The sequence below is a fragment of the Christensenellaceae bacterium genome, from assembly GCA_031260975.1.
Taxonomy (GTDB): Bacteria; Bacillota; Clostridia; order Christensenellales; family UBA1242; genus JAISKJ01.
In genome coordinates this window covers 1-17556 of record JAISKJ010000006.1, presented here as the reverse complement: position 1 = coordinate 17556, position 17556 = coordinate 1, and the positions used below count along the sequence as shown (strand labels likewise).

10 protein-coding genes are annotated in these 17556 nt (G+C 41.3%); 9 read left to right on the top strand and 1 reads right to left on the bottom strand.

Translation table 11 applies throughout. The annotated features are described in order from the left end of the window. Positions 1 to 37: 37 nt before the first annotated feature. The 7 genes from LBN07_04960 to acpP all read left to right on the top strand — a co-directional run bounded on the left by LBN07_04960 (position 38) and on the right by acpP (position 10132). Positions 38 to 508: a pyridoxamine 5'-phosphate oxidase family protein gene (locus LBN07_04960; protein ID MDR0850790.1), complete on the top strand. Its 471-nt coding sequence runs from the start codon at positions 38 to 40 to the stop codon at positions 506 to 508. A gap of 118 nt (positions 509 to 626) precedes the next feature. Beyond that, a complete protein-coding gene (gene pth, locus LBN07_04955; protein MDR0850789.1) occupies positions 627 to 1196 on the top strand; it encodes an aminoacyl-tRNA hydrolase in 570 nt (189 codons plus the stop codon). Beyond that, a complete protein-coding gene (mfd, locus tag LBN07_04950) occupies positions 1193 to 4558 on the top strand; it encodes a transcription-repair coupling factor (protein ID MDR0850788.1) in 3366 nt (1121 codons plus the stop codon). The genes pth and mfd overlap by 4 nt, the downstream gene beginning before the upstream one ends. 110 nt (positions 4559 to 4668) lie before the next feature. Beyond that, positions 4669 to 6360 (top strand): hypothetical protein, encoded by a 1692-nt coding sequence (locus LBN07_04945; protein ID MDR0850787.1) that lies wholly within the window; start codon positions 4669 to 4671, stop codon positions 6358 to 6360. A gap of 57 nt (positions 6361 to 6417) precedes the next feature. Then, positions 6418 to 7794, top strand: a complete 1377-nt coding sequence (locus LBN07_04940; protein ID MDR0850786.1) for a flippase-like domain-containing protein — start codon at positions 6418 to 6420, stop codon at positions 7792 to 7794. A 1026-nt stretch (positions 7795 to 8820) separates the two neighbouring features. Then, positions 8821 to 9423 (top strand): M23 family metallopeptidase, encoded by a 603-nt coding sequence (locus tag LBN07_04935; protein MDR0850785.1) that lies wholly within the window; start codon positions 8821 to 8823, stop codon positions 9421 to 9423. 475 nt (positions 9424 to 9898) lie between these two features. Continuing rightward, on the top strand, positions 9899 to 10132 hold the full coding sequence (gene acpP / locus LBN07_04930; GenBank protein MDR0850784.1) for an acyl carrier protein: 234 nt from the start codon (positions 9899 to 9901) through the stop codon (positions 10130 to 10132). Positions 10133 to 10186: 54 nt separating this feature from the next. Here acpP and LBN07_04925 read toward each other — a convergent pair whose 3' ends face one another. Further along, positions 10187 to 10336 carry a hypothetical protein gene (locus LBN07_04925; GenBank protein ID MDR0850783.1) on the bottom strand — a complete coding sequence of 50 codons (150 nt, stop codon included), beginning with the start codon at positions 10334 to 10336 and terminating at the stop codon, positions 10187 to 10189. 300 nt (positions 10337 to 10636) lie between these two features. On the opposite strand from LBN07_04925, the gene LBN07_04920 reads away from it, so the two are divergent. Both LBN07_04920 and LBN07_04915 read left to right on the top strand, forming a co-directional pair. Next, positions 10637 to 10888, top strand: a complete 252-nt coding sequence (locus LBN07_04920) for a sporulation transcriptional regulator SpoIIID (protein MDR0850782.1) — start codon at positions 10637 to 10639, stop codon at positions 10886 to 10888. Positions 10889 to 11094: 206 nt separating this feature from the next. After that, positions 11095 to 17556, top strand: a 6462-nt coding sequence (locus LBN07_04915; GenBank protein ID MDR0850781.1) for a hypothetical protein, incomplete at its 3' end; no start/stop codon positions are given.

The following is a 17556-nucleotide window of genomic DNA, read 5'->3' as shown; positions in this document are numbered from 1 at the left end:
CCTTTACACCTTGTTCGCTTTAAGATATAATAAAATTATGAATTATGACGAGGTTATAAAAATAATAGAAAAGTTGTTTAAAAGCACAAAATTTGTTACGCTTGCCACAGCAGACAAGCTCGGCGTTGTAAGCACGGCACAAATGTGTTTAATAAATGACGGACTTAAGGTCTTTATGCAGACAGACAATAAATTTGAAAAGCTGAAAAATATTGCCGAGAATCCACATGTAGCTATAAATATAGGTGCATTTAACTTTAAAGGGGCGGCAAAGATAGTCGGACATCCCACAGAAAATAAAGTGTTTATCAAAAACTTAAAGCAAAAACATCTTGAAACTTATGAACACTACACAAATCTTAAGGATGAGGTTTTAATTGAGATTGAACTCATTCAAGCAAAAATTTGGGGAGTGGATAACAGCAAGGACGTACATAATCAAGAGACAATTTTGGTTGTGGATTTCAAAAACAAAACCACTAAGACAATTGTCTGCGATAAAATGTAGAAGAAGAGAACTTAGTTGATTATTGGTTAATTTTGATGTATACTAAAAAACAAATATAAAATATAATTAAAAACAAAAAAGTAATAGGAAAGTAAAAATTGACTAACGGGAGAAAGTTATGTATTTGATTGTGGGGCTTGGAAATCCGGGCGGACGGTACGCCCTTACTTATCACAATATTGGGTTTATGGCCGTCGACAGGGTGGCTGAGCGTATGGGCGCACAGTTCACGAGGGAGCGCAACAGTGCTCTTGTTGCTAATGCTGAGTATAAGGGTAAGAAGATAATTTTAGCTAAACCTAAAACATATATGAACTTGAGCTGGCAAAGCGTTATTGCTTTTGTAAGGAAACAGCATATCCCGCATCAGAATGTGATTATTCTTACTGATGATATCGACATTGAAAAAGGCACAGTGCGAATAAGAGAACGGGGCAGCGGCGGCACACACAACGGTCTTAGGGGTGTTGTTGTTAGTATGGGTAAAGAGTTTAGACGCATCAGGATAGGCAGTAAGCCTGAGGGGAAGGTCAATCTTGAAAAGTATGTTATAAGCAATATTGACAAGCAGAGCTTTGAGCTGATTTCGCCCGCAATAGATTTGGCTGTTCAGAGTGTGTTTGACATACTTGACGGGCGCACCGAAGCAAGTGTAACAATTAAGGTAAAGCCGAGTTTAGACACATGAAACTTAGTATTTTAGAAGAGCTTAATAAGTATGGCGGCAAAGCAGTTGTAACGGGTATGGGAATTGGTGAGCGGGCCATGACGGCAGCTTTGGCCGTCCCGCTGCTTTATGTTGCGCCCGACCTTGACACCGCTGTTAAGGTTTTGAGTCAGGTTGAAGCGTTGGGCAGGCAGGGAGATATTCTTGCTCAAAAGTTTACGCTTGTTTTTGGAATGGATGAAAACAAGAATCCTACTTTTAAAAAGTATTTTGAGGTTTTAAACAAGCTCACGGCGGGCGAGCTGGATATTTTGATAGTTCTGCCCGAAGTGCTGATGCAGAGGCTGCCGTGCCCGCAATTTTTCAGGCAAAGCTGCTTATCTTTGAGTGTGGGGGATAAATACGATTTAGATATATTCATATCAAAATTGAGCGCACTTGGGTTTGTGAGGACTGACATTATAAGTACCTTTGGTGAATTTAGTGTGAGGGGCGACATTTTGGATGTATACCTCAAAGCCCCCACACGCATAAGTTTTTTTGATTGTTTAATAGAGAGCGTCACCGAGTTTGACGCTGTGAGTTTTAAAATGACAAATAAACTTGACGGCGTAGATATTGCGCCCGTTTCGTTTGTTGTAATTGATGATAAACAAAAGCTCATAGAAAATATAACAAAAAGCCTTGGTAATACTAACCTTGAAGGTGAGAAACAGCTAAGGCTGAATGACATTGTATTTTGTCAAACTCAAGCTCTTAGTGGCAGCGGTATTCCTTTGAGCAATATTTTTGTACTGCCGTTTCAGGAGTATTTTAACAGTAGTATAATGGACTATTTTAAAGACTTTAAAGTATTTTTGGATGAGAGCAAAATAATCACCGACAAGCTTCGTGGGGAGTATGAAGAAATTAAGCAAAGCTTTGAAGTTCTGATCTCGGGCGGCGAAATTTTGGAGGAGCATAAAAAGTTATATCTTACGCATGAAGAAATATTAGAAAGTCTTAAAACCCTTGAAGTAACAGAGTTCAGAAAGCTTGGCACCAAGCCACTGTTTGAAAATACTAAGCAAATAAATTTTGAACCTATGCTTATAGGCAAGTTTGCCGGACGCTTTGATGAGCTGGTTTTTGAGATTAGAAGTTGGCTTAGACTAGACTTCAAAATATTTTTAAGCTGCGGTATGAGCCTTACTCAAAGTAAAATAAAAAATTTGTTGGATAGTGCTGGACTAAAATATAGACAGGTTGACAGTTTGGATGAATGCGGAAGCGGTATAAACGTAAGTGAAGTTAATATTCCGCTCAGCGCTGGATTTAGCGCGGATAAATTTGTTTTGGTGGGAAGCGACGCACTTAATGCTTTCAGCATTGTTAAGCCCGGCAGCAAGAAGGCCTTAGGCGGATATCAGCCCAGGGTGGGAGAGTTTGTTGTTCATACCGTTCACGGGATAGGCAAGTGTATAGGCATAGAAAAACTCAAGCTTACGCAAAGCTTTAGGGATTATATTGTCATTGAGTATCTTGGCGGAGATATTTTGTATTTACCCAGCGAAAATGTTGATTTGATATCGGCCTATGTGGGTGAGCCCAACCCTAGATGCAACAAAATCGGCGGAGCTGAGTTTTTTAAGGTAAAGCAGCGGGTTAAGGCCTCGGTAAAGGAAATGGCTTTTGATTTGCTTGAGATTTATTCAAAACGTGAGCGGGCGCAGGGGTATAGATACCCTGAGGACACATATCTTCAGGCTGAGTTTGAGCGGGCCTTTCCCTATGCTTATACTGAGGACCAGATTTTGGCTTTGAGAGACATAAAAAATGATATGATGGGAGGCCGTGTTGTAGAAAGACTTATTTGCGGCGATGTGGGGTTTGGCAAGACTGAGGTGGCTCTGGCGGCGGCGTATAAGGTTATTCAACAAAATAAGCAAGTGGCCATAATTTGTCCTACTACCATTTTGAGCGAGCAGCACTTCAACACATGTCAGGAGCGCCTTAAGCCCTTTATGGCAGAAGCGGCGGTATTAAACAGATTTAAAACTCCCTCTGAACAGCAGCAGGTTTTGAGAGACCTAAAGAGCGGCAAGGTTAATATTGTATGCGGCACGCATAGACTTCTGTCAGCGGACGTTAAGTTTAAGGATTTGGGGTTGTTGATTTTGGATGAGGAGCAGCGTTTGGGGGTGGAGCACAAGGAAAAGCTTAAGCACCTAAAGCACGATGTGGATGTGCTGACGCTTTCGGCAACGCCCATACCGCGCACACTATATATGTCGCTTGTGGGTATAAGAGATATAAGCTATATCAACACTCCGCCAATAGATAGACTCGCCCCTGAAACACATGTGGTTGAATATTCTGAAACGCTGATTAAAGAAGTTTGCGTGAGGGAAGTAACAAGAGGCGGGCAGGTGCTGATTGTATATAACAGAGTTGAGAGCATCGACAGTTTTACAAGCAAAATTAAAGCGCTGCTTCCGGGCGTCAGCGTTGGTGTGGCTCACGGGCAGATGAAACCTAAGCAGCTTGAAGAGAGTATTTATAAGCTGTTTAGCAGGCAAACTCAGGTTTTGGTGTCTACAGTTTTGATTGAAAACGGCATTGACCTGCCGCTTGCAAATACGCTGATTGTGGTGGATGCCGACATGCTTGGGCTAAGTCAGTTATATCAGTTAAAAGGCCGTATTGGCAGGAGCAATCGTTCGTCGTATGCTTATTTTACGTTTAAGAAAGACAAGGCTCTGTCAAAAGAGGGTTATGGGCGGCTGAGCGCATTAATGGAGTTCAGCGGTATGGGCAACGGCTATAAAATAGCTCTGCGCGACCTTGAAATCAGGGGGGCAGGGGATATCTTAGGAGCGCGTCAGCACGGACACATGGAAAGGGTAGGCTATGACCTTTATGTTAAACTTTTGGCGGAAGCCGTCAGCGAAATTAAGGGTGAAGCGGTCACTCAGAAAAGGGAGATAAAGATAGACATTCCAATCAACGCATATCTGCCGTCTGAGTTTGCTCTCAGCAGTGAGCGCAGAATTGCAATATATACACAGATTTCAAGAGTAAAAACCTCTGATATGGCAAGAATTATAACAGAACAGCTACAAAACACTTATGGGCGGCTTCCGGGTGAGGTTTTGCAACTTATAAACATTGCTCTCATCAAAAATTTGGGTGAAAACATTGGCGTAAAACACATAAAGATTGAAAAAGGCGGTGCCAAAATAGATTTTTATGAGGATATTGCGCCAAACATTTTACAAAAATTATCGCAATATCAGGGTTTTGAGCAGTCTGTACGTCCGTCTATAAAAATTAGTGCAACTGTCTCAGCGGCGGAGGTTCAAAATAAGGTGGTTGAGCTGTTGGAAAAGTTAAATAATAATTAAAAAATTTAATCTTTTTATATAAATCTTAGAAAAATTTATTGTGCCGTTCGCTTGATTTTATGAGAGGTTTAGTGTATACTTATAAGCAACACTAATTAGGAGAAAACGCTGTGAAGACAAGAATTTTTAGTATTTGTATTTGTGCGCTGCTGGTTGTAGCTTTTTTTGGGGGATGCAACCTGTTTTCGACGCACAATGAAACATATTACAATCAGATAGTGGCTGAAGTTGAGGGCACTGATGTTAAAATTACTAAGGAACAGCTTTTAAACAGCTATTATAATTATGGTTATCAGCTTGTGCAGCAGGGCATGACAATTAAAGAGGCTATTGAAGAATGTATAAAGCAGCTTATTAACCGTGAATTTATGCTGAAGTATTTAAGAGAACAGGCGGCGGCTGAGGTTGATGCAGGCGTGAGTGAACAGGACTTTAGATGGGAGCTTACTAATGTCGAATATAATAAGGCTATTAAAGACACATGGAACTATCTCAACGAACAATTGTCGACGATTGCAAAGGATTTGTACGGTTCGGCAGGTGAGTTTTTGACAGAAGAGGCGGCAACCCCGGCTTTTGCTCCTCAGGCGGAGTATATTCCGACACTTGAGCTGTCATTTAACACGACACTCGGCGTTTGGGAAGCGTATAAATATGTTGACCCAGACTTTATTTTTGAAACTGAGGATAAGCTTGACGTAAACAACTATGTTAAAAAGGAATTTGCCAATCAAGAGCAGACAGACGCAGTGTTTAGCAAGTTTATAGAAAAACTGAAGGAAAGCCAGAAAGAAAGGGGCCAGAGTCCTGTAGGAGACACTGCAACTCTGCAGCGCGAGATTGACAGGGCGTTTAAGGTAAACTTAGAAAATGCCTATCTTAACAAGTTTCAGACAGTGTTTCTAAACAACTACGGCTTTGACCAAAACGGAAGACTGAACAATGAAACAGTGCAGAAGATACTAAACGGATATAAAGAAATGTATGCCGCCAATCAAGAACAGGCAAATATTTCACCCGAGAGCATGGGTAGTGCTATCGTAGCAGTAGGCGGCCTTGACAATTATGTTTATTTTGGAAGCAATGAAAACTTTTTCAGTGTTATTCATATTTTGGTTCAGTTCAGTGAAGAGCAGAAAAGTGTTTTCAGCGCTATTGATGATGACGTATATTTGACTGACGGAGAAAAGCAGGAACTTAAAAATCAGTATAAATCTGTAGAGCAGACAAGGATATATCTGAGAGATGAGAAAGGGTTTAAAACCGAAAACGGCATAACCGTAGCGCAGCTTGACCAGATTTTAAAGGACCTTTATCAGGAAGTTAAGACGCAGAACGGGGGCGATACTACAACTGACAAATTTGCTAAGGATATGGCCCAGAGATTTAATGATTTGATTTATATATACGGTGAAGACGGCGGTATGATAAACCCGACTTATGACTATGTTATCGGAACAACCAGCTCGGGCATGGTGGACAGTTTTACGGAAGAAAGCAGAAACCTGTATGGTGCGGGGCAGAGGGGTGCTATATCCTCATGGGTAGAGAGTGATTATGGATATCACTTCATTATGTATGTAGATGAGCTTAACCCTATTGTAATGAATCCGAACGACATAACCATTGAGCTGTTAAACAAGTCACTGCGCCTCAGCGGCGGAAAAACGCATCTTGAAAACTTGTTTGCCGCTGCGGCATCCAATGACTTTAGCGGATATCAGCAAAGACTTATTTCGGGGCTTACAAGCGGAATTAAAATAATATTTCACGAAGATAGATATAAAGACCTTTTTGATTAAGTTAATAACATGAGGTGGTGAGGCCACCTCTTGTATTCTTTTGTTCTGGGAGCTGTGATGTCAAAAAAACATAACAAAAATAAAAATATTAGAAATGAGGCGACAGAGGTTGTGGGTTTTTCTGATGAAAAAAGTATGAAAGAAGCTGGTGACAAGGTTATTTTGGAGCAGGTTAAGATAAAAAAACAGCTCAAGCTTAAAAGCAACTATGCTCTCAACTTTAGTGGATTAAGGTTTTTTGACGAGAATATAGAAAAACCTCAGGAAGTTATTGCCAAAGAAGAAATAGAAAATGCCAACAAAGAAGTTGCAAAGCGGCGCAGCAAAAAGAAGAAGATAATGAGTCTGGTGTTCTTTTTGGTTAATATTGCCGTTATTGCCGGTATTTTAGTATATCAAATAAGCACCGACATTGAGGGGGTTACTTCTTTTGACTTTTCAAAGGTGAATTGGTGGTATATTGTGGCGGTATTCGGGCTGTTTCTTGTTATAATGACCAGCGAGCAGCTTAGATTTATGAACCTTATAAAAAAAGCAACGGGCATACCCAGACCTCATGTCAGTTATAAGGTGGCGGCAATCGGAAAGTATTATGATATGATTACGCCTTTTGCCGTAGGAGGTCAGCCTTTTCAAATATTTTATCTTAACAAATACGGTGTGAGCGGCGGGGCTTCTACGTCTATCACCATGGGTAAGTATATATTTTCGCAGATTGTTTATTTTATATTGATATCAATTATTATGTTTGGTGTAATCGGCACAACGATTAACGGAACCAGTCCCGAACAGATTGCTGTCAGAACCGCCAGCTGGATAGGATATGGCGTCATTGTGTTACTTATGGCTACGGTAAGCATTATTTCACTCAGCCGCAAATTGGGTGCAGGGCTGGTTATTGCATGTTTAAAGTTGTTTTGCAAAATATTCAGGCAGAATTATAACAAGCTCTTTAAGCGGGTTATGCGCACTGTTATGACTTGGCAGCACACAATGAGGCGGTATAGCAAATCGCCATGGGTGTGGTTTGTAAACATTTTAGGTTCAACCGTAGGTCTTATAGCAAGCTGGCTTATTCCATATTTTATATACTGTGCCTTTGTTGGTTGGAGTCCTGATGCTATAATTCCTATGGTGGCACTGATAGTCCTTACCGAGCTTGCTTCAAGCGTTATGCCTCTGCCGGGCGGCACGGGTATGGCCGAGCTGTCGTTTATGGCGTTGTTTGCTTCAATGTTTGCGAGCGCCGGTATGCCTGGAGCACTGTTCTGGGCGCTTATCATATGGAGGATAATGGCTTATTATATCTATATTCTTCAGGGTCTGGGGCTTCTTTGTTATGACTTTATTATAGGCAATAAACGTATTGAAAAACATAAGGAAAAGTGGATGAAGCCCAGATTTAAGTTTGTGCGAAAAATAAAAGATGAATAGGCGGGTAGTGACAGTGCGGACGGTTAATTAGTTATAGTAAAACACGTAAAATAATTGTAAAAAAGGATAAGAAAGAGTATTCCCTTTTAGGGGATGAAAGAAATGTTAAGCAAAAAGCAATGTTGTAGAGTTTTTTGTTTCCAATTTACACGAAACGAAAAAGGCAAAACTATTTAGTTCTGTCTTTTTTGTTTCTTAGGCAGGTGTGGGGGATTGGACAAGCCTGATATATATTTTCATTCAGATTTTCTTTGTTCTGTCTTATTGAAGTCTTGCTATAACCTATCTCGTAAAGAAAAGATGGGTAATTCTGATAACGGTAGTTTTGGGTAACCTTTTGGGAGGAATAGAATTTGCGTTGTTGGGTGCCTGGGTAGGCCTGGGAATATGCGGTGTGCGGTCTGTCGTGACAGCGTAAGCTTTTTTATCAACAAAAAACGACGTGCGGAAGACAAAAATAAAACAACAAAACTTAATTGGTTTTTATTGGTGCTTTGGATTTCGATTTTTACTGTTATTACTATATTTACACAAAATGGTATATTGTCGTGGTTCGGCTTGCTGAGAGCGCGTTGCCGGTTGCAGTAATTGTAGGGCTCGTTTTGTATATTAATAATAAGAAAAATAAAGAGACTAAAGCGGCAGTTATAAATCAGACAGATGGAACTGAGGATGATAGTTTTTCGGATGAAAAAACATCGAAATAAAAACATGAATTCAGAACTACAATATTGGGTAGTATTTTTGTATGTTTAGTTGCTTTTGTGCCATACAGGTCAAATAAAGGCGTTTTATGGGGGTATAATTATAAAAATTGATAGATTTTTTGTAATTTTGACATAGAAATTCTAAAAAAGTATAGTTTTTTAAAGATGAATTTCAGCTTATCTTTAACCTTTGGATGGAACTAGTAAGGATGCCCTTTAATGTCATTGCGAGGAGCGCGGCGACGTGGCAATCCCTTTGTGGAATTATTTATGTTTAAAAAAACGGTGAGGGGTAATAATCACAGCAAGGAGGAAGAGTATGCAAGCAAAAAAGAATAATAAGAATTTGGTGAGGAATATCCTTTATTCAACCTTAGGGGTTATTATGGTGGCGGCTCTTGCGGTGGGGATTGCCCTTATTCCGCGAAACGGTGTGCCTGAAACCCCTGGCGACATCAACAATCCTCCGCCGGGCAGTGAAATTCCGGTGGATGGAGGTGAGGTTGAGTTTATTATGCCGCTTGAAGGCGGGGCGATTATAAAGGATTTCTCCGACACTGCTCTGCGGTTTAACTCAACGCTTAAACAATGGGAAGCTCATAAGGCTATTGATATTTCGGCCGAAAGCGGAACACCTGTGTTAAGTGTTTTGGACGGCACGGTTGTAAAGATAGAGAATACTTATCTTTTGGGCACGACCGTAACAGTTGAGCATGCGGATGGGTTGAAGAGTGTATATGCCTCACTGAACAGTGACGTTGCTGTAAGTGAAGGGCAGCAGGTCAAACAGGGCGATGTTATAGGAGCTGTTTCAAACAGCGCCAAGGGAGAGCTGAATGACGGTCCGCATCTGCACTTTGAAATTTTGAAGGATAACAAAAAAGTTAACCCGCATCTGTATATTTCATTTAGTGACAAATAATTCGAATAAAAATTCAATTTAAGGAACAATCGCCCTTAAAGAGCGGTTGTTTTTTTGTTTGAAATCGCTTGACCGTCGGGGGGGGGGGCAGTGCTAAACTGTTTGTGACTAGTCTAAATATTGTATAATAAGCTGAGGTGGAAAAATGATAAAATCAACCATTATTAAAGGGAATGAAACTTTATTTTATTACACAAGTATTTAAGAAGAAAGAGCAAGCTTTGGGGCCCAAATCTGAAGAAAAAGGGCCGGATTTAGAGCTAAGTATGTAAAATCGGTTGGTTTTCAACTGTTTTTTCGGTATTTTCCTGCCATTTGAGAGTAAATTCGACACTTTTGGTATGCTGGAAAATATTTACATGAAACGGCACGGAATTTTGGATAAAAATGCTTTACTTATGACCATTTTGGGTGTATAATCGTTTCATACAAAGGTTGCCCGCAATTTTGGGTAGGCCAAAAATATGGAGGAAATATGTCGAACGAAAAAGTAAAAAAGCTTCTTGCTGCTCAGCTTAATGTGGGCTTAGAAACCGTTAAGGACGACTCAAAAATTGTGGAAGACTTGGGCGCTGACTCTCTGGATATGATAGAAATGCTTATGTCGCTTGAAGAACAGTTTGGTGTTTCGGTAAGTGATGAAGAAGCCGAAAAACTAAAAACCGTGGGTGACGTAATAAAGTTGATTGACAGCAAAAGCGGAAAGTAATTAAAAGCGGGGCACACAGCCCTGTTTTTTATGTAATTGGGCGGTGCATACATATCACTTCACTAAGGCTTCGGCACTTATGGTGCCTGCAGAATCGTTCAGTGATACGTATGCACCGCCCGCAATAAAAATATTTAATTTGTTTTCTTCAAAGATTTTGCTAAACCGCTTCACTTTAACGCACAAATTTTGTTGTGCTCTCAAATCAAAACTTTTCGTGCGACATAATTTTTTGTATATTCGAAAATTTAAACATCTCCACAGCCACAGTATAAAGAAAACATAAAAAGCAGTCTGCCATGCCTCTAAAAGAGGAAAAAAGCGGATTTTTAATTTTTTTATAGAATAAGAGAGGAAATAATCTCCGCTTTTTCTTTCTATTTTTTCATATTTCGCGGGTTTTAAACATATTGTTTTATCGTAAGGCGGACTGAAAAACCTTTGTTAACCTGTCTTTTTAAGGAAGAGTTGGTAAATGTTTTGCAGCCTAAAAGAGGCGATAGAATGAAAGATTTGTTGGAAACAAGAGTTGTTGATGAGGCAAGATATATTTTAAAATACCGCTCAACTGTGAGGGCGGTGGCCAAAATTTTTGGGGTTTCAAAAAGCACAGTGCATCATGATTTGGCACATAAGCTTTTGAATATTGACGCCAAATTATATCGCAGAGTTGACGCACTTTTAAAGTTTAATTTGAGCATGAGATGTATCAGAGGCGGTGAGGCCACAAGGCGGAAATTCAGAAAGGAAAAGTAATTTTTTTGAGGGGAAAACCTAACACTGAGAGACATTAAAGATTTACGGCAGTGTAAGGTTATTTCTTGCCATTTCGTTTGACCTGACAAAGGGATATATTATATAATATATATAATAAATTTATGGACTTTTTGAAGAAACATAATTTTGGTGAAAGTTCAACATACTAAAAAAGCAGAAAAGCACCAAAAAATGAGAGGTACTGTATGAAAAAAACCTTGGTCTGTGTTATGTTGCTGCTATTTGCGGTTGCGGGAGTTTTGGTTGGCTGTGGCGGTGACAAATATGACAATCTCCGTATAAACGTTTCCCTCGTTTCGGGTGAAGCTTCTGCGGGAGTTTTGGAGCCCACATTTGAGGGCGATGTTTTGACGCTGGAGCTTAACAGCTTGGTTGTTATGCGGTTTGATGTCAGTGGCGTCGGCGGCATAAACGGGGCACTGAGATTTGTGTGCGACGATGCCGACGCGCTTGAGATAACCGACAAGCAGTATGGCGCAAGCGGAACTACCGCCACCATAAAGGCGCTTAAGCCTACATACGGAAATAATTATTTTACGCTGAAAGCCCTCTCGGTTGAGACCAATAAAAATCCCAAAGAAATAAGAATCAAGGTTATTGCTCCTATTGCCGAGATAAACTTTAATAAGTCAGGCACCAATCAACAGTTTAATCTTGTTGCTACAAGAAGCATAACAAACGGAAGTGCCGTCGTAGTTAACGGCTCGGTCAATCTTAACTCATATATAAACCTAATTTCAAAGTATCCGCCCTTTGCCACCAACCAGACACAGGTGGACTTTAGTGTTGATACCTTAAATCCGATTGCTTCGGCAATTATTTTGAATAACGGTGTTTTAAGCATCGCTGAGCACGCTGATGTTGAGGGCATAATTAATATAACCGCAACCAGCCGCTATAACAGCGCAGTTAGTGCGGTAATTCCTATAACCGTAGTAAAGAATGTGGAGATAAACAGTGTTGGATTAAGCGGTAAGAGCAACGGGACAACCTCCTCATCAAACACGCAAATTATATTTAATGATTCCAACCCAAACATTTATGACAAGACCGCAATAGACTTGTTCAGTAACTCCGAAAGCTATCATAAAGAGGAATTTAGTTTTAGAGTTAACACTCCGGTGCCCGTTGAGGTAAATGCAGTTTTTAAAAGCGGCGCCGATATTGCGGAGGTCACAAAGGGTCAATATTTTGAAACTATAGACGGGGGTGGTCATGTGACCAGCGCCGTTCAAAACTTTTTAATAGATGCAAACAAAGTCAGAAGCGGGCAGGCCGTTTTGGGCTTTGAAATAAAGCTCAAAGGCTATGATAACCAGATTAAGTATAATGTCAGTGAGGACGCCGACCTGACTGTCAGAGTTTCGGCTGTGGGGCGGGGTATATCACTTAAGCAAGGCAATACTGTTATAGACCAGGTTAATGACAGACTGACGGTGTATGATATTTATGGTGACAGCGACAGTAGCCGTGAGGATCTTGGCATCAAGTTAAGTTTTGGGGTTTCAACCGGCACTACCGTTGAAATTGATCCCCAAAACAGGTCAATGTTTTTGACAATATTGGATGCCGGCAACAGTCCTGTTGTGACAGGCAACAGCTTTGACGCCTTCATTCTCACCAGAGAAAATGGCACAAGTATACTTCCGCAGCAGTATAACGGGCAATGGGGATTTGTTGTAAACAACAATGAAGCGGTTTATATGTTGTTTAATCCTTCAGGCGGGTTGCTTGTAGGAAACTATAAGCTTGTTGTGAGCACGATGGTTGAATATTTTGCATTGAACAGCGTAGGCGCCCCTGTTGATTTTTATAATAACACAAGCGGCGCACTTGGTGCTGATGGCTTTGACGATAGACTTGCTGAAGTGCGTACGGTTGAATATTTGATGAGAGCTGCTATGGGTATAAGCGACATAGAGCTGTCATACGGCCTTGATACGAGCAATCCGACCAATGCCGCCATTGAGAATGACCTTAATATAAATGGCATTGTTTTAAAATATCAGGGGAGCTCCACCAACATATTGCTTAAAGTTACACCTATTGACGCCGACCTTGAAGCGATTCAAGGTATGATTGACAGCACTTTTGTGGGGCTTGTTCAAACTTCTCCGCTTCAGTTTAATTTGACAGGACTGAAAAGAGGAGATGGTCAGTTTGTTATTGACGCCGGAAACGGCAGAAAGATAGCCAAACCCATAAAAGTAGTGGATGAGCTTGCAGGTGAAAATATAATTGTGCGCTCAGACAGTGCTTATTCGAGCATCGCCATAAGTGAGGTTTTATATCATGGAGACGGGAGTATTAGCAAAATTACCGCCAAAGCCGGCGGAAAGTTTAATGTGTTTGTAACTACTATCACAGCAGCCGGAAACGGAATTATATCAAATGCATACAGCATAGTGGGCAATCGCACAAACGCGACGGTAACCAACGCGGGTGTAATTTCGACATTCACCGAAACCGACAGCAATGGAATAACTATTGAAGTGGCCACGAAATATTATAAGTTTACTACTATTGGCGGAAATTTTGTTCCGCAACTTAGCACCAAGACAAACAGTTTTGATTTGGTGATTTATGTAGCTTCAAATAATATCAGGCTTAACACAGAGATAACAGAGGTTTATGACAGCAACTCTCTGGGCTTTAGTGACCAAAACATGTCTATGTTTAGCATTTATCCGATTATTATGCCGAGCAACGCTACAATCAACAATGAAAGCGGGCATGTAACCTATAGTGTAATTAACCCAGACGGCAGCACAGGCTGGGGGACATATTTAATTAACAACGGTGCGGGAAATTTTCAGGCCGTAAAACCCACACCTGAGGGGCAGCCCATAAGGCTGGTGGTGAACATAAATGAGTTTGGTGTTGAAATCAAGCTGGTATGCCGTGTGTTTGTAAAAACCGCCGCTCAGATGTCAAAGATTACGCTTGAAGATATTAACTACACTAAATATGATTTGCCTTATCGGGCAATAAGAGTGGGCCAGCAGACGGACGTGAAATATATCACTTCGCCAAGTCAGGTGTTTAATAATAATCTTAAATTTGTGCTTTATAACTACAATGAATCAACTCATGCTTTGATACCTTATGACCAGGGCACAGGACTGATTGACATGCAAAACTCGGGACTTGTGAGATTTGACGGAAGTCTTGCTCAAAGCATAACCAATGACAACATAAATGTGCTGAGCTTAGTTGGCCGGGGAGACTTCAGGATTGTGGCAAACAACAACGGAAAGGCCGGTTATGTGGTTTTGCGTATATTTGCCGTTGACCACATGACAGGTTCTCTCAGCGGTACAATTTATGTTGACCTTTTGATTGAAATAGAAAACGGAACGATATTACATCCATTCTCGATATATAATGCCGAGGATCTTTCTTCGATAAGAGAAGCACCTTCGCTTCACTATAGACTGATGAATAATATCAGCCTTCACAGCATATCTTCGTGGCAGCCTATTTCAAATTTCAGCGGAACGCTTAATGGGTTTAATTTGGTTTCCGACATTGCGGACGTGTATAACTCTTCCAGAGGCATCTTCTTTGAAATAAGAGGGCTGCGTCTAAGCTCGTCAAATGTCAATGTAGGCCTCTTTGCTGACAGCCGCGGCGGACTTTTGAATTTAAGGCTCACGGGTGTGATAATCAGCCTTGAGGGTCAGAGTGTAACGAACGCCTCGGCCCTTGTGGGGCAAAATAACGGTCTTATACTCAATTGTTCGGTTGAATTTAACGGATATAATGTCAGAAATCTGACAGGGGCAGGCAGTGTTAATATAGGTGCTTTGGCCGGCAAAAACACGGGGGATATTATCAATTTTGCAAACTCGATGAGTGCCAACGGCGGTCAGGGTGACAATGCAAATACTACCCGAAATATTGCAAACTATTATTTTGGCGGCGACGAAGCGAGATATGAGGATCCGACTGATTTTGCGTTTGGTAATGTAATAAGTGCGGCCGGAGTACTGTCATCCGGTTTAGGGATAGGCTTGCTCAACAGTGAAGAAGATAAACTCATCCGTATTAGAGCCGACACGGTACTCAACCCTATCAGCGGGAGTATTAATGTAAGCGATGGAGCGTATACCGTGAATGTTGGCGGAATAACCGGCACAAACAGCGGCAGTGTTTATGGTGTATATACACTGTATAGAGCGACAGATGAGATATTTGCGCCGTCAGGCAGCACAAGCCCTGAGTTTGTTACAGCATATCAAGCACAAGGTGTTGACGCTTTGATAAATATTAATTCAAATAGCTCTTTTGCTATAACCAACCCAAACTCTGCCGTGGGCGGAATTGTGGGTAAAAATATATCAGAGAGCACAATTGGAACGATTTATAATGTTTCTTCGGGCGGCACCATAAAAGCGCTTGATAATGTAGGCGGTATATTTGGTGTGAGTTCGGGTGCAGGCACTCAGATTTGGAACGCTTTGGCGTTTGTAAATATTACTGCCCGAAATAATGTGGGCGGTGTTGGAGGACTTGCCGAAGACGGCACAGACCTTAGATATTTGCGCGCTGAAAACTATGAAGAGCGCGGGGCCGGAATAAACAGCCCCAAACTTATTTCGGCCGGCAATATGGGAATATCAACTTCTGACCAGATATATATCGGAGGTGTCATAGGGCGACTGATGGGCTCAAGCTTGAGTTATGCCTATGCTTCTGAATTTGTAAACGACCCCAACTTTGTGAGTATATCTACCCAGAGCTATAGCTCAGCTATGTATGTGGGTGGTGTTGTTGGGGCAGCTGAAAACAGCATAGTTGAGCGTGCCTTTGCAAAACTGTTTATATCAGCCTATGGCAGTATTGGCGGTGTTGCTGGTGCAAGTGACAGCGAATTGAGTGACGTATACTTCCTCGGGAATATCGCTAATGCAGCAGGTATCCCTGTCAGCGGTGCAATTTTAGGAACGGCTCTTAATAATATTAATATTACCGGCTATCATGCATATTTTGACGGCATTGATTATGATGTGTCTGTTTTAAGTACTGTTGGTGCTGCGGGTACATATTCGGTGACGGCTATAGTACAGACGAATGTTGCGGGTTTGGTCAGCATGGGCGGCAGCTGGTGGAGTAATGATATTGCCGATATGGCGTTTAACGAGGGCTATCCGGTGCTGAGAGTTGATTATTCCTACGGTGCAGGTTACCCGTTGTTTGTAAGGAAAGTGCCTTCAGCCATAAGTGTTTTGGTCAATGATAATCCTCTGATTGGCTATGGCGAGAGGTTCTATCAAGATGACAGCGGTGCGCTCGTTTTGAAATATTCGGTTGCAAATAGCAAAGACAGCTTTGGAAACTCTATAAACATTTTAAGCCTTAATGAGCTGCTGAAGGTAGAGACTATTCCCAGCAATCTGGGAACGGTGCAAATTGTGGTTGAAAGCAGCAACAGAAGCATTTTGGACATTGACAACAGCGGAAAAATTCATATCTACGGCACGGGCACAGTTACGCTGACACTATACGCTAGACTTAATGTTTCGGCGGTTGACACTATTGAGGTCAAAATAATCCCGTATATCAGCCGCATGGCACTTTATACTTCAAACAATCTTAATGCTCCGGGCAATAACTACCTTTATGATGATGCTACCTCAGCATCAGCAGGAAATACTATAGCTATCCGAAAGAGTCTGGGCGCAAATATGAACTATCTGCAGCTCTATCCGGTGTTTTATGACGGCAATATTGTTGTAAACAGTGTAGGATACGGTATTGTTTATGAAAGACAGACTTCATCGGCCCCGCCGACAGCCTTGCCGGTGACAGGAGTAAGTACTCCGGTTGCCATAGACCAAAACAACAAGCTGAGTGTGACAGATATCAGCTCGCATATGATTTGGCTTAACGCTCAAGTTACGCAAATAGAAGGCGTAACGCTGAGCAGTCCATTGTCGCTTCTTGGCACAAAATATTTTGAGGTGCGCGGCTTTGAGGGTGCCACAAACATAACGCTTTCAAGAACCTCTCTTGAAATTGCGCCGCTGGCACTTTATGTGGGCGAGGGTAGTATAACAGTGGAAATGACCAGTGACGTGACAATAAGTGAAGGCTATCAGGTAAGAGTATATGAGATTAAAAACAGCGAAAGAGTATTGCTTGACCTGACGGACCCTGAAAATCCTTTTGATATTTTAGATGCTATAACCTTTGATTATCCGGATGATTATAGCGCAAGTGAAGGAAAGTATCGAAAACCTTATGGCATCAATCTTGCGCAGGATTATATCAGCGGTAAAAAAATTATAACTCAGGACCGCGATTTTGTGTTTGAATTTATTGCTTTCAGCAATCCTAATATTTTAACTGAGCTTGATGTAAGGCTTATCCATCAGGATATTATTAATGTAACGGCCGGACACCACCTGTTTAAGCAGATGGAAAATGTATCGGTCGGAAATTCATTGTTTACCTTTAATACTTCATCAAGCGACGAGATAATTTCGGGTGAATTCGGACTGCTTATGGTAAATACCTATCCGCAGTCAGCGAGCATTGAGCGAATTACCGTTGAATCAAGCGTAGTCGGCGGAAATTATATAGGGTTCTCTCAGTTGGTTGCTATAAATGAATATAACCCGACGGGCATTAACTCATATGCATAT